This window comes from Autumnicola psychrophila, from assembly GCF_031846645.1.
Classification (GTDB): domain Bacteria; phylum Bacteroidota; class Bacteroidia; order Flavobacteriales; family Flavobacteriaceae; genus Autumnicola; species Autumnicola psychrophila.
In genome coordinates this window covers 69,323-93,551 of sequence record NZ_JAVRHN010000004.1, presented here as the reverse complement: position 1 = coordinate 93,551, position 24,229 = coordinate 69,323, and the positions used below count along the sequence as shown (strand labels likewise).

Below are 24,229 nucleotides of genomic sequence, written 5' to 3'. Positions count from 1 at the left end.
ACTAAAAAATACCTGCACAAACCCAGATTGTCACCAATGGTTTCTTCAGCTTATAGCAGCTTGAATTTTTTCAACTTCATTTAATTCGAACCTCATTCCGCAGGACAAAGCGCCTTCTGAAAAAGGTCAGGGACGAAAATTGCCAATTATCGTACTTCTTTCCGAAGCACCTCCAAAGGCGGACTTTTTATTACACCTAAACTATTGCTCAATCCGATGATCAACACCAGTAAAGTGATTCCCGGGAACAGGATTAAAAATGGGATCCACGAAGGTGAAAAAGGTGATTCAAAAAGAAAATAAGCCAGTAATTGACTGCTCAGCAGGGATAAAAGTATTCCCGATAAACTTCCCAAAATGCCCAGGTATAAATACTCGAGTGCAGTAATCTTCAGGATTTGAGTATTTTTAGCACCAATAGTCCTTAGCAGCACACTTTCCCGTATTCGCTGGTACTTGCTTGTTCTTACTGCACCCAGCAGAACAATAATTCCGGTAAGAATACTAAAGAATGCCATAAAATTGATAAGCCAGGATATTTTGTCGAGGATATTTTCAATAACACTAAGCACCTGCCTTACGTCAATTACAGTAACGTTCGGAAAATTTTGCACAAGTTCCTGCTGAAGTACTGCCGAAGATTCCTGGCTGGAAGCTTTTGTCGATAATACCCGAAACTGGGGAGCATCTTCCAGCACACCTTCAGGAAAAACGATGGAAAAATTCAACTGCATCCGTGCCCAATCTACGGTCCGAACGCTTCCAACAACCACAGGTAAGAGCACACCCTGAACATTAAAAGTGAGTTCATCGCCAACACTAACTCTGGCATCTTCAGCAAAATTATCACTTATAGAAATTGGTACCGGTTTTTGCTCAGAAGTTACTGCGGAGGTCCATTCTCCCTGTTCCAGTATTTCTGAAGCAATAAGAGAATCACGGTACGTCACCCGGAATTCGTGATGCAGCACCCAGCCATTTACTCTGGAAGTGGTATCCTCCCTAATTTCATTTACAGATTTTCCCTTTATGCTTTGCACCCGCATCGTCACAATGGGAATATCGCTCAAAACCGGAAGCTCATTGCTGATAATTGCCTTTTTTACGGCCTCTCTTTGTTCACTCTGGACATCAAGAAGAATTATATTAGGACTTTCAGATTGCGATTCTATTGTTGCCTGTGCCAGTAGGAGATCTTTACTGAAATAGAGCGTACTGATAAGAAAAGTGCCTACACCAATGGCTAAAATGAGCGTTAGCGTCTGATTTTGCGGTCTAAACAGGTTAAGCAGGCTCTGTCTTGACACAAATCCCCAGGAAGCAGGAAAAAATTTCCTGATTCCCTGCATAAACAGATGCGCAATTCCTCCAATTATCGAAAAAGTAACAATTATACCTGCTACAAAAGCAAGGGAATAGCGCCAGTCCTCCAAGAGCCAGTATGAAAACAGGAAAACAAAAAGGAAAATCCCGAGAGCTACAAGAATACCTGCTTTTCCCGATTTTGATGCACCTTCAGCCTGCACCCTCAATGCTTGTAAAGGCGATACGTACAAAGTACTCATCAAGGGATACAGTGCGAACAGAACAGACATAAATATTCCGAGTAGAATTCCCATAAATATAACCTGGGGCGAAAATGCCATTTCTACGTCTACAGGTAAAAGATCCTGTAAGAATAGCGGAAAAAGCTGCTGAAGAAGCAGTCCTGCTGCAGTACCAATAATTCCGCCTAAAAGTCCCATTGCAGCTATTTGTACAAGGTATATTAAGAAAGTTTGTCTACGGGAGGCGCCAAGACATTTTAGTACCGCAACAGCGCGTAATTTTCCTTTTATATAAATATTAATGGCGCTGGCAATACCCACACAACCCAGTAAAAGTGCAATAAATGCCACGAGGTTAAGAAATTTTCCGAAGTTTTCATAGCGGCGCCCTAATCGTTCACTGGTGGAGGTATGGGTGTCGAGATCTGCATCATTATCATCAAGAATAGGATCCAGCTCATCATCCAGTCTTTCCATGTCGGCTTGTGGGGCCACGAAATAATATTTGTAATCTATACGGCTACCCGTTTGTACCAGTCCGGTTTCACTTATATACTTATACGGAATAAGTACAGGAGGTGCTACAGAACTAAAAAGGGAGGTACTTCCGGGTACAGATTGCAGTGCACCCACAATAGGCAGCGTAACGTCTCCGACTTTTATACTATCCCCAATCTGAATCCCCAACTGAAGCATTAAAGTTTCATCTACCAAGGCAGCATTATCTTGCTGATATGCATTTGCTGCAGATGAAGGTTCTGTTTCCACCATTCCGTAGAAAGGAAAACCACCCTCAATTCCTCTTACCTGTACCAGTTTAGTGCCCTGGTTTCCGGGAAATGCAGCCATAGAAGCAAAACTTATTTCCCGGCCATCTGCACCACCCAGAGAATCAATAATACCGGTCACCCGTTCGTTCAAAGGATTATCACTATCGATAATAAAATCTGCACCCATTAACGATTTAGACTGAAGGGCGATATTTTCTTTCAACGTTTCTCCAAAGGATTGTATGGAAACCACAGCAGCGATTCCCAGCACAATAGAAGCCATAAAAAGACTTAACTTCTTTCCGCTGGCTTTGCCGTCACGCCATGCCATTTTCGTGATCCATTTAAAATCTGCTTTTTTAGAATAGCTGTTTTCCTGACTACTCATACTGCAGAATTCTGGTTTTCAACAATTCTTCCGCCTTTCAGCTTTAGAATACGTTCTGTTTTTTGCGCCAGTTCCATGTCGTGGGTAACGATAACAAGCGTTGTACCTGCTTCACGGTTCAGTTCAAAAAGCAATTGTTCTACCTTTTCTCCGGTTTCTGCATCCAGGTTTCCCGTAGGCTCATCGGCAAAAAGAATTTTCGGTTCATTTGAAAAAGCCCTTGCCACCGCTACCCGTTGTTGCTCCCCGCCAGAAAGTTGTGAGGGATAGTGACTAACGCGATCTCCAAGACCTACCTTTTCCAGAAGCTCCTTTCCCTTTCCAGAAGCATTTTTTGCACCCTGCAATTCTAATGGTACGGCAACATTCTCGAGCGCCGTAAGGGTGGGGAGCAATTGAAAATCCTGAAAAACAAAACCAATATTCCTGTTGCGTAGTAGCGCCCGCTCATCTTCATTAAGAGAATCGAGCTCGGTACCGCAAAGCGTGATATTCCCAGAATCTGCTCTGTCCAGCCCGGCACAAAGGCCAAGTAAAGTAGTTTTTCCGCTTCCGGAAGGACCAACAATGGCAAAAGTTTCCCGTTCTTTAATATTAAAACTGATTTCGTGCAGCACCGTGAGGTTCTTAGAACCGCTGGAATAGCTCTTAACTAAGTTGTGAACTTGTAATATATTTGCCATCTTTATTTTTCTTTTTTGAAGAAAGACAAAATAAGGAAATGATTTCGAAATAATACACCTGCTATGAGAAACTTGATGCTGATTTGCCCTATGTTCTTTTTTATTTTTTTTATTTCCTGCGGGGATTCCGCTCAAAAGGAAAAAGAGAATGAAGCAGGGGAGGAGAGGACTTCTGAAAACAATGCTGAAAAAGAAACTAAAACAATCCTTTTCTTTGGAAACAGTCTTACAGCGGGAATGGGGTTAGATCCCAATGAAGCATTTCCGGCGTTAATTCAGGAGAAGATAGACTCTTTAGGTTTGGATTATGAGGTGGTAAATGCCGGACTTAGTGGAGAAACAACGGCCGCCGGGCGAAACCGGATAGATTGGGTATTAAATCAAAATGTGGATGTCTTTATCCTTGAACTTGGTGCCAATGACGGTTTGCGCGGAGTGCCACTGGAAGAAACCCGAAAAAATCTGCAGGCGATAATAGATACTGTGAAAGAAGAAAACCCGGATACCGAAATTATCCTTGCCGGAATGCAGATTCCGCCCAATTTAGGTCAGGAATATGGCGCCGGATTTCGGACGATCTTCCCGGAACTTGCAGAAGAAAATGATGTAAAGCTCATTCCTTTTTTACTCGAAAATGTAGCTGGTAATCCTGAACTGAATCAGCAGGACGGAATTCACCCCACGGCTGAAGGTCAGAAGATTTTAGCACAGAATGTTTGGGAGGTTCTGGAGCCGATAGTTACAGAGTGATTATTAGGGCTTCAAATAACAGTTATAATTTTGCTTATTTTGTGCTTAATTACAAATAATTAACTGGTGTCTCCCCGAGCGGAGTCGAGGGGTTTCTATGGAAGAAGAATTTAGGTAAAAAATAGGTCTCGACTGCGCTCGACCAGACAACGGTCTGAAGATCTAAGATGAAGAAACTTATTTATTCTCCCGACTAAGCGAAACCTCAAAAATGTCAATTATCGACTATTAGTTTTTATAACAAGATTAAAAGTTTTCAGAAACTTCAGCCTTTAAACGACCAGACTTCACAGGTTTTTAAAACCTGTGAAGTCTTATTTTAAAGCACCATTTCCCTGAAAATTCGTTCAATGGTAGTGTCCAGTTCACCGCACATCCCGGGATGAGGTCGGGAAGTTTGGATAACAGAACTCCGCACTGCTGTAAGCCATCGGAAGCGTGATGGAACATCAAGTTGCGCTATAGGGCCGCCGTCTTTTGCGCCCTCACTTATTTTTTTCAGGGATTGCAGATTTTTTTCGATTTGATCCAGGTCAATATCTGCTGCAAGACATCTTAAACGGGCTTCATCAAGTTTGTAGATCACCTTCAGAAATTTCTCTCTTTTACAAAAGAAGATAATGCCCACATTCAGAAATTCCTCCCTTTCTACTTTTGGCAAAACCCGAATCACCGCATATTCATATAAGTGCCTATCTTGCATTTTGTGCTTCTTTTATAAATATTTCGGAATTTTCGAGGCGAATCTTCAGGAACTGAAAATAAACTTCTTTTATCTCCTCCGGACTTTCTTCTGCGCCTTCCCACTCAAGCCATTCTGCCGGAATAAGGTTCACAATGCTCCTTATTTTTTCTTCAGTAAAAATCGCCCTGCATTCTTTATCAACTTCCTGCAATCTGGAGGCTTGCGGCAATAAAACGTGATCTTTGATGAGGTTAAAAGGAGTTTTTGCACCTTTTTCCATATTCGTCCAGGAATGATGGAAATAAAAGGAGGCACCATGATCGATTAGCCACAATTCTTTATGCCAGATTAGCATGTTAGTGTTCCGGTAGCTACGATCCACATTGGTAATAAACGCATCCATCCATACAATCTTTGAAGCCAGCAATGGATCTACTTTGGTGACAACAGGATCAAAATTTATAGCTCCGGAAAGAAAATGAAGTGCAAGATTTAGTCCCTGACTTGCCTTTAGAAGATCCTGAATTTCTTCGTCTCCTTCAGTTCTTCCAAAAGCTTCGTGTAAATTTGCAAATACCAGCTCCGGAACTTTAAAACCAAGTGCTCTGGCAATTTCCCCTCCCAGCAATTCGGCTATTAAAGCTTTTACTCCGTGGCCCGCACCTTTAAACTTCAGCACATATTTAAAATCATCGTCCGCTTCAGCAAGGGCAGGTAATGAGCCGCCTTCGCGCAAAGGAGTGATATATCTTGTAACGGTAACCGTTCTTAATTCGGGTTTCATTTGTTATTTCTGAAGGTGGACAAATTTAGAAACTTATTTAGCCTCACCAATGGAATAATTTTTTATCTCTTCCAAAACCTCCTGAACGCTCTTTTCAGTTTTGAAGAGCTTGTCTTTACAAATTTTCAGAAGTTCTGAAGCTCGTTTTATTTTAATGTCCAGTTCATCTATACTAATTTCAGAATTTTCCATTTCTGAAACAATTTCCTGTAACTCGCTATTGGCACTGGTATAATCTATATCTTCAGTCATTATCAGGTTCTTTATTTAGTGTTTCTATTCGGCTGTGGATTTCTCCGGAATACAACTGCGTCTCAAGCAAGATTTCTGGCTGGAGTTCTTCAGCTTTACGGATAATTTTTCCGTTTTGGCGGGCGATGCTGAAGCCTCTTTTCAGAATATTCTCCGGTGATAACATTCTAATTTTTTCTTCAGCAAAATTGAGGTTTTTTCGCTCTTCTTTAATTGGCTTTTGAGCTAGCGAAATTATCGCTTTTTTCGCCTGGAGTAACTCACTTCGCTCTTCACTGATATTGCGTCGGGAAAGATTTTCAAGCTGAAATACATACTGTTTCAAATCTGCTTTGGAATGATCAAGTGCGCGTTGAGCAAAGGAAGAGAAAAGCCGGGCAGTTTCTTTTATGTTGTTCTTATGATCTTTAAATAGCCAGGTAGTGTGATTCTTGATTTTTTGTTCCGCATCCTTTAACGGCATTGCAAAATCATGGTACTTCTGAAGCAGAAATTCTGCAATTTTAGTTGGAGTAATAAAGCTTTGGTAGCTTACCAGTTCACTCACTGTCTCATTGGTAGCATGACCTATTCCCGTCAAAACCGGCAGGGGAAAAGTGGCTATTTTTCTTGCCAGCAGGTAATTATCGAACGAGCTTAAACCAATTTCGCCGCCACCGCCACGAATAATTGCCACGGCATCAAACACTTTGTTATGGCTCTTTATATTTTCCAGTTGATCGATAATCATCTTTATAGACCGCTCTCCCTGTAAAATGGCCGGAAAAAGAAGATGATGAAACTGATAGCCCCAGGGATTCTTTTCAATAACATTCAGGAAATCCTGATAACCTTTACTGGTTTGTATAGAGATTACCGCAATAGTTTTAGGCAGTACAGGAAGGCTTGTTTTTTTGTTTTCAGCAAAAATGTTCTCTGCTTTGAGTTTGTCGATAGTTTCCGCTTTTTCCCTGGCAAGTTCGCCGAGGGTAAATTCTGGATCAATATCGATGATGTTTAAAGCGATTCCGTGGACTGGATGATAAGTAACAGAACCCTGGATGACAACGGTCATATCGTTTTTAAGTTCTTCCTTAAGTACAGATTTAAACTTGGCATTAATTGTTTCAAAATGTGATGCCCAGATATTTCCACGAAGTTCGGCGATCACTTTTCCGTTCTTTTTTTCAACCAGGGTGGGGTAGCAGTGACCACTTTTGGGGTAATGATTAAGTTTAACGATTTCTGCTTTTATCCACACCACTTTACTGCACTGGGTGTTGATCACTTTTTCAATGGACCTAGTAAGACTGGATAAGGAAAATATTTTCTTTTCAGACATTTTTAAGCTGAAGTTAGCTTTTTAAAGGTATCAAATTTTTAGAAAATTCTGCTGAAAATAACCGACTGTAAAAATGTTACTTAAATTTTAGAAGGAATTATAGATTCCGTACCATGGGATTTGCTTTCTCAATTTTTTCATCTGCCCATTCCTGTTCTTCCTCGTCTGCTCTTTCAGGTTTTTCCTGAATATTTTCAGCAAAGGATTCGTAATTAAGCCGAATGAATATCGGGAAATGATCAGAGCCCACGCTTTTGAGTCTTTTGATAGCTACTAAAGAAAAATCTGAAGTGTGAAAAACGTGGTCCAGGGGCCAGCGAAAGATAGGATAACCGGTATGAAAAGTATTGAAAAAACCTCTTCCTATTCGTGGATCCAATAATCCGCTAAGGTTTTGGAAAAGACGGGTTGTCCTTGACCATGCTACATCGTTAAGATCACCAAAAACCAGTGTGGTTTGATCGTTTTCCTTCACTTCTCTACCAACCAGCAAAAGTTCGGCATCACGATTTGTAGAATCAGGATCTTCAGAAGGGCTCGGAGGTTTAGGATGTAAACAATGAATTTTTACTTTTTTTCCGCTCCTCAATTTTACCCATGCATGTATAGAAGGAATTTCTTTGGAAATTATATATTTCACCTGAATATCTTCAAGTTCCAGTTTAGAATAGAGATGCATTCCGTAGAGATTATCCTGCGGAATTTTAACTGTATGGGGGTAATCCTTTTCTAAAATCTGCAGCTCTTTTTGCCAAACTTTATCTGTCTCCAGAGTAAGTACAATATCCGGTTCTAAATTATGAACGTGGGAAATTAATAAGTTGTACTTTTTATTACTTGTAAGTACATTGCTTACAAGGATCGAAATGAGGTTTTTTTCATCATTCGGTAAAGATTTCATGACCTGTTTTTTAGCAAAAACAGTGTATGGAAAAATTTTAATAGCCTGATAAATGAAACTTAGTATCAAAAGGGCAGTGATAATTAACTGCCAGGTATCTTCAAAGGAATAAATAAACAGCGAGTAAATAATAACCGCCAGGATGAATACGCTAATCTGTAACCGGGGAAAATCGAAACCCCTAATCCACCATTGATCAAAGGTTGTAAGGGAAGCAATTGTTGGTACTAGCGCCAGGGTACCAAAGAAAATGGCTGCTATTTCAGAGAAAGTCATATTACTTTGAGCATATAAAAAAACATCAAATATACTGTTTGTTTTTATTCAGAAGTACCTAAAATCAGAATGATTTGAGGCCATACAAAAGAATGTCAGTTTTCATACTTTTATTTTTCAAATTAAATATTAGAGAAGTATGAGAAACAGATTTAATATTTTATGAAATTAGAATAAAATTAAAAACTTCACAAAGGTATTCTTGGGAAATTCTCGATTTCTTTTTCTTCTTCGTTCCTGTGGGAATCTGTGGCCTATAAACCATTCATCTTATACTGGAAAAATTTTAAAATTAGCTGCGCAAGATAGAAAGTAGCAAAGCCATTGATTTAAAGGAAGTCTTAATTGATTTAGATTTAACGAAAGACCCGGGGAAAAGGGAGGTAATTAAACATTTTTTAAGGTTCATTCCCTACCCGGGGAGAAATATTCAACGAAGAATTAACGATAAGATATTAGGCAGTAATTCACTTAAAGTCCGGGAATTTTTCCTGTTCCGTGATTTTTTCTTGTCGCAGAACCTTCTGGAGGATAGGGACTCTGGTCTTTAAGTTCGGTAATATGCTCGGGATCAAATTTTGGAATTTGAAGTTCGCCATTCTCTTTCCATTTCCTGACTTTCTCTTCAGCCGTTCTGGATTTTTCCTGAGATAATCCCTGATCTTTGGCAAAATAGATAGTTTGAGAAGGAAAGGCAAAACCGGTACCACTTTGTTCCACAACATCCATAAGTTGCAAAAGTAAATCTTCTCTTACCTCGAGAAAGTCATCATAAACTTTTACGGTTATATAAGCAAAAACTTCAATATTCAGAGAGTCAGCTCCCAATTCTACAAATCGCACACGTGCTGGTTCTGGAGAAACCATAGGATGAGCATAAAGTACTGAACGTAATTCTACCAGGAGATACCTAATCTGGTCCGGAGTTGTTTCATATCTTAAGCTCAACAGGGTTTGAAACCAAAATTGGTCACGATGCGCATAGTTTTCGATATTTTCTGAAGAAAATTGTCCATTTGGGATAGTCACCACCGTTCTGGCAAGCGTACGAATTCGGGTGGAGCGCATTCCTATTCTTTCCACAGTTCCTATAGTATTGCCTACTTTACAAAAATCACCAACCCGCACAGGCTGGTCGCTAATAACAGTAACGCTTCCTACGAAATTTTCGATTGTTTTTTGCGCACCTAAGGCCAAAGCTATACCTCCAATTCCAAGGGCAGCTAATCCTGTGGTGACATCCACCCCCAAAGATCCTAAAATGGCTATTACCCCAAAGATGACAATGGCTACTTTGGCTACCCGCTGCAGGAAAAGAACAACCGAAACACCAGAAACACTGCCCCGGTGGCTCATCTGTCGTTTGCTAAAGGAGCCTATGATCTCTGCAAGACTCCACAGAAGAATTAAAAATGCAAGTATTGCAATAATTAATGTTATTCCACTAAACTTCTGCCTCAGAATAATTGAAATTCCTATATTCTGGGAGATAATCACAAAAAGAAGGACTGCAAGATAAAGCCGGACAGGTAGCGCCAAAGCTTTAATAACATCAGAAGTGGGTTCTGTTCGTGCTTTTTTCCAGGATAATCGAATAATGAACCTAATAGAAAAAACAATACTCCAGGAGATTAGATAAGACAGGATAACCAGGAGTAGGGCTGCAATCCATTGACCAATTGGGACGCCTCCCCAAAGATTGTCATGTAGAAAAGCAGGCATAATTCTTTCCAGGAGCAGTGGATCTTCAATAGTAGCCTTAGCAATAGTCTCCATTGTTTCAGAAGCAAATAACCAGATTGGGCCACCTTTAGGTCCTTCTGTTGCTTCAACATACAGCTTTATTTCATCGCCCCCCACTGTAACCGTACCCACCTCGTCTACTTCAGATGGTAAATTTTGATCTTCTTTACCGCTATTTTCATCACTAATCCATGAGTACGGCATAATATTTCCACCACGATCTAACAATGTTTGAAGAGTGGCTGCAAGTCTTTTACCTTCCTGTTCACCGGGAATTTCCTCCAGGTTAAGGTATTCGCTGGCCAGGGAATAATCCCTTTCAGAAACTGCGTTTATAAATCCGCTCACAGTTCCCCGCGGAGTTCGCCTGCCTAAAGGGTCTGTGGGCCATTCTGCCGTGACAGCTTCCTGATTTTCAGTTTGGGTACCGGGAAAAATTTGTGATTTTCCTTCAAAAGGTATGATCAAAATCAGGCTGGTGATTAAACACACCAGAAAAACTTTTTTGTACAGAAAATTGGGACTAGAAAACATGCCGACTAAGATAAGTCTTAATGTCTTTTCAATCCAAAAATGAAAATAAAAACATATTCAGAAATTCTTTGTACAAATAAGAATCCTGAATTCTATTTTACAAATTCCCCTGTAACTGCTTTTCTTTCTGAAAATAAAACGATTTGGCTTTCTATAGGATCTAACGTGCGAAGAAATGCATACATGGCTTCTAAATCTTTAGTCTCCATCCCAGCGTACATCGACCAGGGCATAAGCGTATTAAATTCATCTTTGCCTACCTTTGGGAGCTTATCGGAATGGGAGTAGGCCTTGAAACGTTTTACAAAAAAATTTTCGTCCCAATTTCCAATTCCGGTCTTTTTGTCCGGGGTAATATTTGCAGAACGTAAAATTCCATTTGGCATACTAAACTCACGTCCTCCTGAAAAAGCCAACTCAGATATAAGTTCCCCATTCTTGACCTGGGTGTGACATTCAATACAACTTGCAGCATTTACCAGATATTCACCATATGCAATCTTGTTGAAAGAATTAGGTCGTTGTGAAGATTGCGGGTTTTTAGGGATGGTATTGATCAACAGGCTCATAGGGAAATCTGCTTTGGAATTTGGTATTTCATTTTCTATAGGAGGGAGGGAACGCAAATAGGCAATGATGTCATAAACATCCTCTTTGTCCAATTTTGCATAATTCCGGTACGGCATTACGGGAAATAATGCTTTGCCGTGCCTGTCCACTCCCGTAGTAATGGCCCTAAAGATCTCACCATCTGTCCAATCTCCGAGGTTAGTAGGAGTTAAGTTTCTTGAATAAAATTTTCCTGGAAAGCCCATTTCAGGGCCAAAATATTCACCTCCCTTTCCTAAAGTGCCAGCTGCAAGGGGAGCTGAGAAGCGGCTCCAGTCTCTTGAAGAATGACAGTCCATACATACTGCCACGTTATTTGCTAAATACTTTCCACGCTGGACACGTTCCGGAGTTTTATCAATTTCTACGTAAGGAGCGGCATCCACGTTAGGAAGAAAATAAGCCATGTAAGCAAACAACCCGGTAAGAACCAGAGCGATTGTGACAAATCCATAACCCAGGGTTTTCTTAAAATTAAACTTCATAACTAAAAAGATTATGTTACTGAAGTGGGGTGGACAGTAAATTATTGCTATATAACAAGTTAATAATTAAATAGTTACAATAATTAAATTTTTATAGTTTTTTTTAAATTAACTGGATGAAGCTAAATTTATTGATGTTGTTTCTCCTGAACAATGCCTTACTTCAAGAAAGCTTGCTGTATTAAATATCATATCGAATTTTTCGTGGAGTGAAAATGGTAAACCCGGGGAGTATGAATAGGATAGAGGTGTTTGAAGAAGATATTATGCCCAGCTATTGTAAAATCATCATTTAGTATATAATTTCCCAATGGAATAAGTTCGTGCATTTCCGCTAATGGCCACACGATCTCCATTGTATTTGCAGAAGAGTTTACCTCCCCGTTCAGAAATTTGGTGAGCATTCATTTCTATTTTATCAAGTTTTTCACTCCAGTAGGGAATTAAGGAACAATGAGCAGATCCTGTAACTGGATCTTCAAAAACCGAAGCACCCGGTGTAAAGAACCTGGATACAAAATCGCAATTTTTGCCCGGTGCAGTAAAAATAACTCCGCCTGAGCCGAGTTCTAGTTTATCAAATTTTAACCTGTCAATTTCCAGGTTTTTAATATCTTCTTCAGAATTGTAAACCAGAACAAAATCTCTCGCTTTCAACACCTCCTGTGGCTGTATGTTTATCGATTCCTGCAACAGCGAAGGTAAGGGAGTAGTGGAAGGTTTACGGGAAGGGAAATTCAATGTATATTCAGAATTTGCTGTTTCCACTTCAAGTTCTCCGCTTTTTGTTTCAAAAAGTATGGTTTTTCTGGAATAGCCACGAATTTCCTTAAGCGCATGTGCGGTGGCAAGGGTGGCGTGGCCGCAAAGATCAATTTCAGCTTCAGGAGTAAACCATCGCAATTGAATTCTTAAACCATTGTCTACAAAAAAAGCGGTTTCTGCAACTGCATTTTCCTTTGCTATTTTCAGCAGTAAATCATCAGCCAGCCATTCAGATAAAGGTACAACACAGGCGGGATTTCCGGAGAAAAGTTCGTCTGTAAAAGCGTCTATCTGGTAAAGGTGTAATTGCATTTTGCTTTTTATGTAAAGTTAAAAATGTTTTCTGAAAAATATGCTTTTAATCACTTCTGAATTAAAGCTGCTCCCGCAATTGTTTATTTTTAGTAATGTCCTTATTCAGCAATGCATTACAAGAGAAACTTCAGTTTTTTCTGATTTTTTAGTTATTATTGCTGAAACTGCAGGTCGATAATTGACAAATTTGGACCCAGTCTTTTAAACTGAAGAATAACAGGTTTTTTCTTCCCTAAAATTCTTAAAGTTGAAGCCTTAAAATGGCAATTATCGACCTTTTCTGGCTTCTGTGAGCCACATTTTCTTTAGAAATGGTCAAAGAAGTCCATAAAATCAACAAATCCTACTTTCTGAAAGATTTATAAATAAAAATACTTCAGTTTTCCTGAAGTTTTCGAACCGATTTCAGAAAGAAGTCGATAATTGGCAAATTTCAGCTTATGTTTTTCGGGTTTACCTTCAAATTTGGCATTTCAGTAGTACTATTTTTTTTAAAAATATTGGAAATATTCCAAGTGTAGGAAATATTCCTAAATTTTGTATATTTGTTTTGATGAAAGATAAAAAATTTGCTGTAATAGATGTAGAGACCACTGGCGGTGGTATAAGCGATAACCGGTTAACCGAAATTTGTATTGTGTTGTTGCAGGGCGCAGAAATTTTGGATAAATACACCACACTTATTAATCCTGAAAAGCTTATTCCAAATTATATTACTTCGCTCACGGGTATTGATAACGAACTGCTGGAGGATGCGCCAAAGTTCCATGAAGTAGCAGATGAAATTGAAGAATTTACGCGCGATGCTGTTTTTGTGGCTCATAATGTGAATTTTGATTATAATGTTCTTCGGAATGAATTTAAGGCGCTCGGCAGAAACTATTCCAGAAAGAAACTATGTACCGTGCGCTTATCCCGAAAACTCATCCCCGGACTTTTTTCCTACAGCCTGGGCAAATTGTGCAGTTCGATTAATATTCCGCTTACTAACAGGCACAGAGCTGAAGGGGATACTGACGCCACTGTGATTTTGTTTCAAAGGTTACTTGATCTGGATGAAGGCGGAGAGGTGTTGTCTTCTTTTTTACATCCGCATTCCAAGCACGCCACTTTACCTCCGCACATTTCTGCAGAGCAAATTGATGAGCTGCCGGAGACTCCTGGTATTTACCTGTTTAAGGATAAAAATCATGCGATTATCTACGCCGGAAAAGCAAAAAATATTAAAAAACGGGTTTGGTCACATTTTTATGACAAGAAAACAAAAGAATATCAGCTTGGGCAGGAAACCTCTTATATAGATTTTGAAACTACCGGAAACGAACTGCTGGCGCTGCTTCTGGAATCTGATTATATCAGGAAAAAATATCCGAAGTTTAACCGTGCACAAAAGCGTCCCACATATACTTACCAAATCATTAATTATAGAAATCAGCGGGGAATTATTCAGCTTGCGATAGGAAGAACGAAGCAAATTCAGGATTCTGCAGCCACTTTTTATAATCGTGCCCTGGCCCAGGAAATGCTGGAAAAGCTTTGTGAGACTTTTAATCTATGTCCCAAATATTGCACGCTTCAATCCAATGTAAGCCAATGTTCTCACTACCGTATAAAGAATTGTGAGGGCGTTTGTGATGGATCTGAATTTGTTGAAGACTATAATGCAAAAGTTGAAACTGCCATTACTTCTCTTAAAAATGAAAAGGAAACATATGTAATTAAGGAAGAGGGGAGACATAAAGATGAGCAGGCTTTTGTTCTTGTTAAAGAAGGCCGCTATCACGGCTACGGATTTGTGGACGCAGACGTTCAAATTCAGAATTTTGAAGATTACGAGCCCTTTCTTAAACTTCAGGAATCCACATTTCATACCCACCAGATTATAAGCAGCTACCTACGGAAAAAAGGAACAGAGAATTTGTTGCGTTTTGATAACCTGCTTTTGGCAGAGTAGAAGTCTGGTTTATGCATAGATTTTCTGCTCTTCCGGGCGCTTTTTTCCTGCCAGCCCAACTATTTTTCTTCTTTTAAAAAGTATTTTTTATACAGATTTTAAAAAAAGAAATTGAAAGACATTTGCTTACCAATAAAAAATTCCGTTACATTTGAAAACGTAAACTTTAGGGGTGCTGATTGGTAGCAATTGGCTGAGATAAAACCCTTTGAACCTGATCCGGTTAATACCCGCGAAGGGAAAAGTGTTATTTACATATTTTTATGCCATAATTCCGTTTTGGAGGAATTTCGGCTTGTATTTACTTTTTCTTTAGGGATTTCCCCTGCAGTTTACAGCTATTAAATATCAACAAAATGATAACTGTAAACGTAAACAACACCGCCCATACCTTTAATTCATCTTCCAGTCTTCAGGATCTCCTGACGCAACTTGCTATTTCTGAAAAAGGAATTGCTGTGGCTGTCAACAATCAGATTATTTCTAAAAGCGACTGGACCAAACGTGAATTAGCCGAAGGTGAAAATGTACTCATTATCAGAGCTACACAGGGCGGTTGAAATTTTACTTCTGAAGAATTTCCAGAAGCAGATTAACCAACACAAAAGAGAAGTAATTATGAAACAGGACCAGACTCCAAAGCAGCAAACCATTAGCCGCGCACCTTTTCCCAACTCCGAAAAGATTTATGTTAGCGGAAAAATTCATCCGGATATTAAAGTCCCGATGCGAAAAATATCCCTCGATGACACGGTCGATAAATTCAACGGAAAAGTAGAGAAGAACGACCCTGTTTTGGTCTACGATACCAGCGGACCGTACACAGATCCATCGGTAGAAATAGATGTGCGCAAGGGTTTACAGCCTATCCGTAACAGCTGGATTGCCGCCCGCGAAGATGTAGAGCAACTCTCCGGGCTTTCTTCAGCTTACGGGCGCGAAAGGGAGGAAAATGAGAAACTGGATGAACTGCGGTTTAAAAGAAACCGGAAGCCGCTTAAGGCAAAGCCGGGGCAGAATGTAACCCAAATGCACTACGCCCGGAAAGGCATTATCACACCAGAAATGGAATACATTGCAATTCGTGAAAATCAGAAACTGGAAGAGATCAAACAAATCTCTGAACAACATCCCGGAAACGGCTTTGGAGCCAGTATTCCCAAAGTAATTACTCCGGAATTTGTAAGGGATGAGGTCGCCCGCGGAAGAGCCATTATTCCTTCCAACATTAACCATCCCGAAAATGAGCCTATGATCATTGGCCGAAACTTCCTGGTGAAGATCAATGCCAATATTGGGAATTCCGCAGTAACCTCTTCAATTGAAGAAGAAGTGGAAAAAGCTGTCTGGGCGTGCCGTTGGGGAGCAGATACGATCATGGACCTTTCCACCGGAAAAAATATTCACGAAACCCGGGAATGGATCCTTAGAAATTCTCCGGTACCCATAGGGACCGTGCCTATTTACCAGGCGCTGGAAAAAGTAAACGGAAAAGCCGAAGATCTTACCTGGGAAATTTTCCGCGATACGCTTATAGAGCAGGCAGAGCAGGGAGTGGATTATTTCACCATTCACGCCGGAGTACGGTTAGCGTATGTTCCGCACACCGCGAAAAGGGTAACAGGACTGGTTTCCCGTGGAGGTTCGATTATGGCAAAATGGTGTCTGGCGCATCACAAAGAAAGCTTCCTGTACACGCACTTTGAGGAAATCTGCGAGATCATGAAAGCTTATGATGTTTCTTTCTCCCTTGGAGATGGTCTGCGTCCCGGAAGTATTGCAGATGCCAATGACTACGCCCAGTTCGCAGAACTCGAAACTTTAGGCGAGCTTACCAAAATCGCCTGGAAGCACGACGTACAGTGTATCATCGAAGGTCCCGGGCACATCCCAATGCACATGATCAAGGAAAATATGGATAAGCAACTAGAGGTTTGTGGAGAAGCGCCTTTTTACACGCTTGGACCGTTGACCACAGATATCGCTCCCGGTTACGACCACATCACCAGTGGGATTGGCGCGGCAATGATTGGTTGGTTTGGTTGCGCAATGTTATGTTATGTGACGCCAAAAGAGCATTTGGGATTACCAAACAGGGACGACGTAAAAGAAGGCGTGATCACCTATAAGATCGCTGCCCACGCTGCAGATTTAGCGAAAGGTCATCCCGGCGCACAACACAGGGATGATGCTCTGAGTAAAGCCCGATTCGAATTCCGGTGGGAAGATCAATTTAACCTGGCGCTTGATCCCGATACTGCGAGGTCTTACCACGATGAGACTTTACCTTCTGAAAATGCCAAAGTAGCCCACTTCTGTTCGATGTGCGGACCCAATTTCTGTTCTATGAAAATTACCCAGGACGTACGGAATTTTGCTGAAGAAAACGGAATGGACACGCACGAGGCGATCGAGGAAGGGATGAAGAAAAAATCGGAAGAATTTAAAGCAAAAGGAAGCGAAGTTTACCTGTAATCCGAAATGAGATGCTGATTCTTTTCACTTCGGAAGAAAATATGGCTGCTGAAAGAGAACAGCTCATTCATTTTTTTAAGAATGGGCTGCCCCTTTTACATGTTCGTAAACCAAAAATGACCGAAGAAGAACTGAAGCTATGGTTGTCAGATTTTGAAGAAAAACAACTTCAAAAAATGGTGCTGCATCAGCATCTTCATTTAGCTGAAGTTTTTCCGGTAAAAGGAATTCATCTAAAGGAAAGCTTCCGAAGCAAAAAAGAGTATTTACCGGAATATGTTGAGCAATTTCAAATGAAGGGTTTTACGGTGAGTTCCTCTTTTCATGAGGCGGAAAATTTGAAATCTGAAGCTTCATTATTTGATTATGTTTTTTTAAGTCCGGTTTTTACTTCTGTATCAAAAAAAGGATATAGCGGGAAGGCTTTTAATGTGGGAAATTTGCCATTTAAAGTGATCGCTTTGGGCGGAGTTGAAGCAGATAAAATTTCGAAGGCAAAAGAAATGGGATATGCCGGAGTAGCAGTACTGGGAGCTGTATGGCTCGCGGAAAACAAGAATCAGGCATTTACTGAAATCTATAATGAATACAAAAATGTCTACCAATAACAGAGCTTTTGTTTTAAGCATTGCGGGATTTGATCCTTCAGGTGGGGCAGGTTTACTGGCTGATATTAAAACCTTTGAAAATTTGGGGGGCTACGGACTGGCGGTGAACACTGCGAATACCATTCAGAATGATGAAAAATTCGAATCCTGCCACTGGACTGCTGAAGCCATTATCCTTCAGCAACTGGAACTTTTACTGGAAAGCTTTCCGGTAGAGGTGGTGAAAATCGGAATTATAGAGAACCTTCAGGTTTTAAATAATCTGATTGACAGACTGTTTGAGAAGAACAGTAGCATCAGGATTATTTGGGATCCGGTTTTAAAATCCAGTAGCGGATTTTCATTTCAGGATCCTCAGGAATTTCAGCAGGATCTCGACTCAATTCTGGACAAAATATTCCTTGTCACTCCGAACTATGATGAAATGCAGATTTTTTATTCCGAATTAACTATGGAAGAGACGATTAGGAAAATAAGCAGTAAAACAAACCTATATTTAAAAGGAGGCCACAGAATGGCAAATATCGGCCTGGATGAATTGTTTACCATAGATGGAACGTGTATCAGCTTTAACCCCGGCAGAACCGATTGTTCGGAAAAGCACGGCAGCGGATGCGTTTTATCCTCAGCTCTTGCAGCACATTTAGCGCTGGGCAATTCCCTACCAAAAGCTGCACGAAAAGCAAAAGATTACGTCGAAAAATTATTAGCATCAAATCAATCATTATTAGGATACCACAACACATGATTTCACACTTACATTATATATCACAGGGAGAAACTCCTGAAGAACACCTGGAGAACATACAGAATGTATGTGCCGCAGGAGTAGATTGGGTTCAGTTGCGCCTTAAAAACGAACCTTTTGAGACGGTCCAGGAAACAGCAAAAGCAGCAAAGAAAATCTGCAATGAATTTCAGGTTAAATTGATAATTAACGACTTTCCTGAAGTGGCAAAATCAGTTAATGCCGACGGTGTTCATCTGGGAAAGGAGGACAGTTGTCCGCTGGAAACAAGAAAGCTATTAGGACCAAAAAAAATTATTGGCGGAACAGCAAACACACTGGAAGACTGCGAAGGTCTTTGCGAAAAAGAGGTAGATTATATTGGCCTTGGTCCCTTCCGCTTTACTACAACCAAGGCAAAACTCAGCCCAATTTTGGGAGCACAAGGTTACCGGAAGCTGCTAAGCAGTCTTCGTGCTAACGGAAAATTTATACCCGTAATTGCCATTGGCGGGATCACTCCGGAAGATCTTCCCGCTTTGGCAGAAAGCGGAGTACACGGCGTGGCTATTTCCGGATGGCTCACCACCCATCCGCAGCCTGAAATGATCTTTCGAGAAATACACTATCAATTTTCAGAAAAACAATTATGAGCAAAACAGATCCATTAAAAATAGCAGACAAAACTTTTTCTTCCCGCTTGTTTACGGGAACAGGAAAATTCAGTTCTTCAGAAGTTATGCAGCAGGCGGTTTTGGCTTCAGAAAGTGAACTTGTTACCGTGGCATTAAAAAGAGTAGAACCGGGGAATGATGACAATCAAATGATCGCCGCCTTAAATGATCCCAACATTAACCTTCTCCCTAACACCTCGGGTGTTCGGAATGCCAAAGAAGCTGTATTTGCTGCTCAAATGGCAAGGGAAGCCCTGGAAACAAACTGGGTGAAAGTGGAAATTCATCCAGATCCAAAATATTTACTTCCAGACCCTGTAGAGACTTTAAAAGCCTGTGAAGAACTGGTAAAGCTGGGTTTTGTGGTAATGCCATACATCCATGCCGATCCGGTTTTGTGCAAAAGACTTGAAGAGGTGGGAGCGCAGTGCGTGATGCCGTTGGGAGCACCAATTGGTAGCAATAAAGGCTTAAAAACACAGGATTTCCTGGAGATCATTATTGAACAGAGCAATGTGCCGGTTATCGTAGATGCGGGAATCGGAAGCCCATCCCACGCTGCCCAGGCGATGGAAATAGGCGCCGATGCCGTGCTGGTAAATACGGCAATTGCCGTTTCCCCTAATCCGGTGGAAATAGCAAAAGCCTTTAAACTCGCTGTACAGGCCGGAAGAATGGCCTACAATGCGAAACTTGCACCACAAAGACAACAAGCCGAAGCTAGTAGTCCCTTAACACAATTCCTTTATGATTAGTTTCAAAGATACTTTAAGCAACTATTCCTGGGATGAGGTGCTGCAAAGCATTTTTTCCAAGACTGAAGCCGATGTACGTGCCGCGCTGCAGACCAGCAATAGAAACCTTGAAGACTTCAAAGCCCTCATATCTCCTGCCGCACGTCCTTTCCTGGAAGAAATGGCGCAACAGAGCAAGACGATTACTAAAAAGCGTTTTGGTAATACAATGCAAATGTACGCTCCCATGTACCTCAGCAATGAATGCCAGAATATTTGTACCTATTGCGGGTTTAGTATGACGAATAAAATTCCGAGGAAAACCTTAAGCGATGCTGAAATAATAAAGGAAGCCGAATTTTTAAAGTCAAAAGGATACGATCATATTCTACTGGTAACAGGTGAGGCCAATAAAACCGTGGGCGTAGATTATATGTGTAATGCGGTTAAACTATTGAGACCTTATTTCTCCAATATTTCCATTGAAATTCAGCCACTGGATCAGGATGAGTATGAAAAATTGATTGAAAACGGACTTTATGCCACACTCGTTTACCAGGAAACGTATCACCGCGAAACATATAAAATCCATCACCCAAAAGGGAAGAAATCGAATTTTGATTATCGGCTGGAAACCGCAGACCGGCTGGGAAGAGCAGGAATCCATAAGATTGGAATTGGTGCGCTGTTCGGGCTTGAAGACTGGAGAGCGGATAGCTTTTTCACTGCTTTACATCTTAAATACCTGCAAAAGACCTACTGGAAAACAAGATATTCCATTTCTTTTCCGCGATTGCGGCCTTTTAGCGGCGGGCTAGAACCTAAAGTGGAAATGACAGATCCAGATTTGCTTCAGGTTATTTGTGCATACAGATTACTGGATGAAGAGGTGGAATTGTCTATTTCTACCCGCGAAAATGTGATTTTCAGAAATAATATCGTTCACCTGGGAATTACCTCGATGAGTGCGGAATCAAAAACAAATCCCGGCGGCTATGTCGTAGATCCACAATCTTTGGAGCAATTTGAGATTTCCGATGAAAGAAGTACAGAGATTATCGCAAAAATGCTTCAGGAAACCGGGATAGAACCTATCTGGAAAGACTGGGAGAAAAGCTGGTAACATGGTGACAGAAAAAGAAAAGCAGCGTTACCTGCGGCACATACTTCTGGAAGAGATTGGCGAAGCAGGACAACTAAAACTAAAGCAGGCAAAGGTTTTGGTGATAGGCGCCGGCGGACTTGGCTGTCCGGCTTTGCAATATCTTACTGCCGCCGGAGTCGGGAAAATCGGAATTATAGATGATGATGTTGTAGATGTTTCGAATCTACAGAGGCAGATTCTTTTCTCAGAAAAAAATGTAGGAGAGCCAAAAGTTATCGTTGCCAAAAACCGGCTTCAGGAGATGAATTCTTCAATAGAAATAGTAACTTATAAGAAAAGATTATCGGCAAAAAATGCACTCGATTTATTTTCCGGCTACGATATTATTGTAGAAGGAAGTGATAATTTTACCACCAAATACCTGGCGAATGATGCCGCCGTACTTGCAGGCAGGCCTTTGATATTTGGCTCTATTTTTAAGTTTGACGGACAGGTTTCGGTTTTTAATTATCACGATGGCCCTACTTACAGATGCCTTTTTCCGGAGTCCGGTGCTGCTGAAGAAATGCCCTCCTGCAGCGAAGTCGGCGTGCTGGGAATTTTACCCGGAATCATCGGAAACCTGCAGGCGAATGAAGTGCTAAAAATGATCTTAGGGATTGGAAATGTATTATCAGGGAAGTTACTCCTTTTTGATGCTCTTGAAATGCAGTTTCAGATCCTGTCGTTCTCAAAAAATCCTGACGTTAAAATCAGTAACCTGGAAGAAATTAACTTTTCCTGCGAAACTACAGCTGTCAAATCTCTTTCTTTTCAGGAATATTTAAAAGCTCCGGAAGCTTATGTATTGCTCGATGTAAGAAATCCTGAAGAACGCGCCATATCTCATATTGGGGGTTTGCACATTCCTCTTCCGGAGTTGCAAAAAAGATACAGCGAATTAACTTCAGAAGATAATTTACTTGTTTATTGTGCTTCAGGAATGCGGAGTATAAAAGCTATTTCTATATTGCAGGATTTCTTTCCGAATAAAAGTTTTTTTAATTTAGAGAAGGGCATGGCAGAAGCTTTTAGAACAACCGGGAATAACGTAAGTGCCGAAAAGTGATCGGCAATTTGACTACCAGAGGATTCTAATCTAAATTTTTTGCAGAACGTTCTTTCTTCCTTTTTTCTGAAGCTTCGGCTTTATGAGCCTGCTTTCGAACTTTTATGATGGTATAGATAATTACAAAAAGCAGGACTAATCCCATAATTATTGCAAATCCAGCACCCCATCCAAAATTAGTATAAAACATTGCTGTTAGTGTTTAATTGGCAATTTTTGTCCTTCCGGACCTGTTTTTAAATTACAGTTTTAATGAGTAGCATAAAAATCTGAGTACAAAAAATGAAAGCCCCGCACAATTGTAAAACAGCTTTTCCCTGGTTCTTACAGCCGGGGGAATTTTTTTACCGGTAATTACTGATTTTTCTCTTCAGCTCTTTTCAGTAGAACTTCCGGCACGGCGTCCAGATACATTTTTTGATATCCGGCTTTAAACATCCCGCTTTCACCTACTTTTTCGATATTATCGTTTTGTTGTTTATGGGCAACCTGAGCTTTTCCAAGAAGGTGATTTAACGCTGCCTCAAGCATAGGTTCAGACGGATCTCCCAAAGTACCGAGATTATCAACCTCTTCAGTATATTCTATTTCCGGAACTAAACCATTTTCATAATCTGAATATCCTGCGGCATTAGCCGACTTAAATACTAATGGCTGCAAAGCATAGGTATGATTTTCACTGGCGCCTTCTTTTTGAAAATTCGGGCTATCATAAAGGGTCACCGACGCCTGAAATTTTCCCGTGGTACTCTCTCCAATTTGCACCACATTTATATAAGGCTTCAGCCCATTAATCACCAGCTCGCTGGCTGAAGCAGTACTGTTAGTGGTAAGTACGTACACCCGGTTAAGGTTGAGGCTGTTTAGGGCTTCCCCGGTTCTAATTTTTCCGTCAAAACGATTTATAAGACCTTCAGCATTGTTTCTTTCAAAATGTTCCTGATAGTCCTTATTCCATTGCTCTTTCATAAAAATTTCTCCTTCGAACTGGCCGGTAATCATACTGGCAAGATCTATTGCAGATTCTACAGAACCTCCCCCGTTGTAGCGAAGATCCAGTACGAGATCTGTAATTCCTGAACCTTTAAATTGTGCAAAGGCATCATTAAGTTCGTCGTCAAAATCTCCAATAAAGCTGTTGTACATAAGGTATCCCACCTTTTTTCCTTCAACATCCAGAGTTTTTACAACCTGTACAGGATTGGAAGTGTAGGAGGAGTTACTAAGAGTAACGGTTTCTCCAGTTGGTATAATGGATCCGTTCTCAATTTTGGCAGTTTTAATATCAAAGGAATCAACGTCCATCAAATCCTGAAAATTATCCAGCGTCATTCTCTCTCCATTTATTTCAGTGAATACGATCCCACGGGTGAGGCCGGCGTCTGCAGCAGAAGTTCCGGGGACGACGTATTGTAGAAAACCAAAGATATTGTTTGATCCACTTATACGTCCCAGTCCAAAATTCATTCCGGCAGTACTGCTGGTAATTCCGTTAAAACTGTCTTCCAGTTCATTATAATCAGAGGTAATAAAACTGAACCTGTCCCTGGAAGATTTTAATTCTCCAAACAATTCTTCGGGAGAACCAAAAGTTTCGAGATATTCAGATTTTTCAATATTTGAAGAAAAATAATCATCACTTAATTCAGAAATATCTTCTTTATATAAGTAAATGTCATTTAAGCCCTTCCAAACGAACTCCTCGACCTCGATTTCACCAGGTTCGGTTATCCCTTCAGCTTTAGGATCAATATCTGTTAAACCTTCCTCTAATACTTCATCATCTTTAGAACAGGAGGTGAGTAGTATTACAAAAAGAGCGATAAAAATATTTAAGTTATTGATTTTCATAGGTATATTTCAGAATAACGAGAGCAATAAAATGCCAATTTTGCTTTTGCTAAGTTGATTTGTCAATTATTGAGCAGCAATTGTGCCAAAATGTAACGGAATTTTTATAATACAGGTTCTCCTGATTACTGTTTTCTTTTATTTTTAGATCTGATCAATTTTTAGGTATCACTTCGGTACAAGTT

At 40.5% G+C, this 24,229-nt stretch carries 22 protein-coding genes and 1 riboswitch; of the genes, 10 read left to right on the top strand and 12 right to left on the bottom strand.

Annotation, left to right across the window (positions count from 1 at the left end):
- Positions 1 to 146: 146 nt before the first annotated feature.
- Positions 147 to 2,705, bottom strand: a complete 2,559-nt coding sequence (locus tag RM541_RS06265) for an ABC transporter permease (RefSeq protein WP_311499366.1) — start codon at positions 2,703 to 2,705, stop codon at positions 147 to 149.
- Positions 2,702 to 3,388, bottom strand: coding sequence for an ABC transporter ATP-binding protein (locus tag RM541_RS06260; RefSeq protein ID WP_311499365.1), 687 nt, complete (start codon positions 3,386 to 3,388; stop codon positions 2,702 to 2,704). The genes RM541_RS06265 and RM541_RS06260 overlap by 4 nt, the downstream gene beginning before the upstream one ends.
- A gap of 63 nt (positions 3,389 to 3,451) precedes the next feature.
- On the opposite strand from RM541_RS06260, the gene RM541_RS06255 reads away from it, so the two are divergent.
- Entirely contained in the window at positions 3,452 to 4,138 is a 687-nt protein-coding gene (locus RM541_RS06255; protein ID WP_311499364.1) for an arylesterase, read from the top strand.
- A gap of 319 nt (positions 4,139 to 4,457) precedes the next feature.
- Here RM541_RS06255 and RM541_RS06250 read toward each other — a convergent pair whose 3' ends face one another.
- From RM541_RS06250 to RM541_RS06215, 8 genes are all read right to left on the bottom strand, one after another.
- On the bottom strand, positions 4,458 to 4,841 hold the full coding sequence (locus RM541_RS06250) for a DUF3037 domain-containing protein (RefSeq protein WP_311495896.1): 384 nt from the start codon (positions 4,839 to 4,841) through the stop codon (positions 4,458 to 4,460).
- The gene (locus tag RM541_RS06245) at positions 4,831 to 5,607 is read right to left on the bottom strand and encodes a HipA family kinase (protein ID WP_311499363.1); all 777 of its coding nucleotides are present in this window, start codon (positions 5,605 to 5,607) and stop codon (positions 4,831 to 4,833) included. The genes RM541_RS06250 and RM541_RS06245 overlap by 11 nt, the downstream gene beginning before the upstream one ends.
- Before the next feature lie 33 nt (positions 5,608 to 5,640).
- Entirely contained in the window at positions 5,641 to 5,859 is a 219-nt protein-coding gene (xseB, locus tag RM541_RS06240; RefSeq protein WP_311495894.1) for an exodeoxyribonuclease VII small subunit, read from the bottom strand.
- Positions 5,852 to 7,180, bottom strand: coding sequence for an exodeoxyribonuclease VII large subunit (xseA, locus tag RM541_RS06235; RefSeq protein ID WP_311499362.1), 1,329 nt, complete (start codon positions 7,178 to 7,180; stop codon positions 5,852 to 5,854). Before xseA ends, xseB begins: the two co-directional genes overlap by 8 nt.
- A gap of 97 nt (positions 7,181 to 7,277) precedes the next feature.
- Positions 7,278 to 8,357, bottom strand: coding sequence for an endonuclease/exonuclease/phosphatase family protein (locus RM541_RS06230; RefSeq protein ID WP_311499361.1), 1,080 nt, complete (start codon positions 8,355 to 8,357; stop codon positions 7,278 to 7,280).
- A 471-nt stretch (positions 8,358 to 8,828) separates the two neighbouring features.
- A complete protein-coding gene (locus RM541_RS06225) occupies positions 8,829 to 10,568 on the bottom strand; it encodes a mechanosensitive ion channel family protein (protein ID WP_311499360.1) in 1,740 nt (579 codons plus the stop codon).
- Between the two features lie 158 nt (positions 10,569 to 10,726).
- Positions 10,727 to 11,728, bottom strand: coding sequence for a c-type cytochrome (locus tag RM541_RS06220; protein ID WP_311499359.1), 1,002 nt, complete (start codon positions 11,726 to 11,728; stop codon positions 10,727 to 10,729).
- Positions 11,729 to 12,016: 288 nt separating this feature from the next.
- Complete coding sequence (locus RM541_RS06215; RefSeq protein ID WP_311499358.1) at positions 12,017 to 12,805, bottom strand: PhzF family phenazine biosynthesis protein; 789 nt, start codon at positions 12,803 to 12,805, stop codon at positions 12,017 to 12,019.
- 556 nt (positions 12,806 to 13,361) lie between these two features.
- On the opposite strand from RM541_RS06215, the gene RM541_RS06210 reads away from it, so the two are divergent.
- From RM541_RS06210 to RM541_RS06170, 9 genes are all read left to right on the top strand, one after another.
- The gene (locus RM541_RS06210; protein WP_311499357.1) at positions 13,362 to 14,762 is read left to right on the top strand and encodes an exonuclease domain-containing protein; all 1,401 of its coding nucleotides are present in this window, start codon (positions 13,362 to 13,364) and stop codon (positions 14,760 to 14,762) included.
- A gap of 158 nt (positions 14,763 to 14,920) precedes the next feature.
- Positions 14,921 to 15,020: riboswitch (TPP riboswitch) on the top strand.
- Positions 15,021 to 15,118: 98 nt separating this feature from the next.
- Positions 15,119 to 15,322 (top strand): sulfur carrier protein ThiS, encoded by a 204-nt coding sequence (gene thiS / locus RM541_RS06205; protein WP_311499356.1) that lies wholly within the window; start codon positions 15,119 to 15,121, stop codon positions 15,320 to 15,322.
- A 58-nt stretch (positions 15,323 to 15,380) separates the two neighbouring features.
- On the top strand, positions 15,381 to 17,237 hold the full coding sequence (thiC, locus tag RM541_RS06200) for a phosphomethylpyrimidine synthase ThiC (RefSeq protein ID WP_311499355.1): 1,857 nt from the start codon (positions 15,381 to 15,383) through the stop codon (positions 17,235 to 17,237).
- 11 nt (positions 17,238 to 17,248) lie between these two features.
- Entirely contained in the window at positions 17,249 to 17,845 is a 597-nt protein-coding gene (locus tag RM541_RS06195) for a thiamine phosphate synthase (protein WP_311499354.1), read from the top strand.
- Positions 17,820 to 18,593 (top strand): hydroxymethylpyrimidine/phosphomethylpyrimidine kinase, encoded by a 774-nt coding sequence (locus RM541_RS06190; protein WP_311499353.1) that lies wholly within the window; start codon positions 17,820 to 17,822, stop codon positions 18,591 to 18,593. The genes RM541_RS06195 and RM541_RS06190 overlap by 26 nt, the downstream gene beginning before the upstream one ends.
- The gene (thiE, locus tag RM541_RS06185) at positions 18,590 to 19,225 is read left to right on the top strand and encodes a thiamine phosphate synthase (RefSeq protein ID WP_311499352.1); all 636 of its coding nucleotides are present in this window, start codon (positions 18,590 to 18,592) and stop codon (positions 19,223 to 19,225) included. Before RM541_RS06190 ends, thiE begins: the two co-directional genes overlap by 4 nt.
- On the top strand, positions 19,222 to 20,001 hold the full coding sequence (locus RM541_RS06180; protein WP_311499351.1) for a thiazole synthase: 780 nt from the start codon (positions 19,222 to 19,224) through the stop codon (positions 19,999 to 20,001). Before thiE ends, RM541_RS06180 begins: the two co-directional genes overlap by 4 nt.
- On the top strand, positions 19,994 to 21,103 hold the full coding sequence (gene thiH, locus RM541_RS06175) for a 2-iminoacetate synthase ThiH (protein ID WP_311499350.1): 1,110 nt from the start codon (positions 19,994 to 19,996) through the stop codon (positions 21,101 to 21,103). Before RM541_RS06180 ends, thiH begins: the two co-directional genes overlap by 8 nt.
- Before the next feature lies 1 nt (position 21,104).
- Positions 21,105 to 22,193, top strand: coding sequence for a HesA/MoeB/ThiF family protein (locus tag RM541_RS06170; protein ID WP_311499349.1), 1,089 nt, complete (start codon positions 21,105 to 21,107; stop codon positions 22,191 to 22,193).
- 25 nt (positions 22,194 to 22,218) lie between these two features.
- On the opposite strand, the gene RM541_RS06165 is transcribed toward RM541_RS06170, so the two are convergent.
- Together RM541_RS06165 and RM541_RS06160 are read right to left on the bottom strand one after the other, a co-directional pair.
- Positions 22,219 to 22,383 (bottom strand): hypothetical protein, encoded by a 165-nt coding sequence (locus tag RM541_RS06165; protein ID WP_311499348.1) that lies wholly within the window; start codon positions 22,381 to 22,383, stop codon positions 22,219 to 22,221.
- 164 nt (positions 22,384 to 22,547) lie between these two features.
- Positions 22,548 to 24,044, bottom strand: a complete 1,497-nt coding sequence (locus tag RM541_RS06160; RefSeq protein WP_311499347.1) for a GFO_1087 family putative carboxy terminal peptidase — start codon at positions 24,042 to 24,044, stop codon at positions 22,548 to 22,550.
- Positions 24,045 to 24,229 lie beyond the last annotated feature (185 nt).